This is a genomic window from Streptomyces sp. P9(2023) (assembly GCF_032436795.1).
GTDB lineage: Bacteria > Actinomycetota > Actinomycetes > Streptomycetales > Streptomycetaceae > Streptomyces.
On the sequence record NZ_JAUPWM010000455.1, the window covers coordinates 1 to 274 of the forward strand.

General features: G+C 64.2%; 1 protein-coding gene. It reads right to left on the minus strand.

The window, feature by feature from the left end; genetic code table 11:
* Positions 1 to 251, minus strand: a 251-nt coding sequence (locus tag Q5762_RS38350) for a hypothetical protein (RefSeq protein ID WP_315896939.1), incomplete at its 3' end; no start/stop codon positions are given.
* Between the last annotated feature and the right edge of the window lie 23 nt (positions 252 to 274).

Sequence of the window (274 nt, forward strand, 5' to 3'; positions counted from 1 at the left end):
TGCACCACGACCGAGGTCTGGATCAGATGCTCGGCGTAAAGCCGTTCGCCCACGAAATCCAGGATTGCTTCGAATACGCGCGCGAGCATCTCGCCTCTGATCTGCCCGGTCCGGTCGCGCCAGAACAGCGCCTCCATCTGCGGCTGCTCGGCGAACAGACGCGCGTACACCAGCGGTGTCAGGTCGCCCGCGCGCTCCGCCGCCTCCTCCAGGCTGGCCTCGATCAGTTCGCGATCATCAGGATCGGTCATGGCCCGATCTTATCCGGCAATGT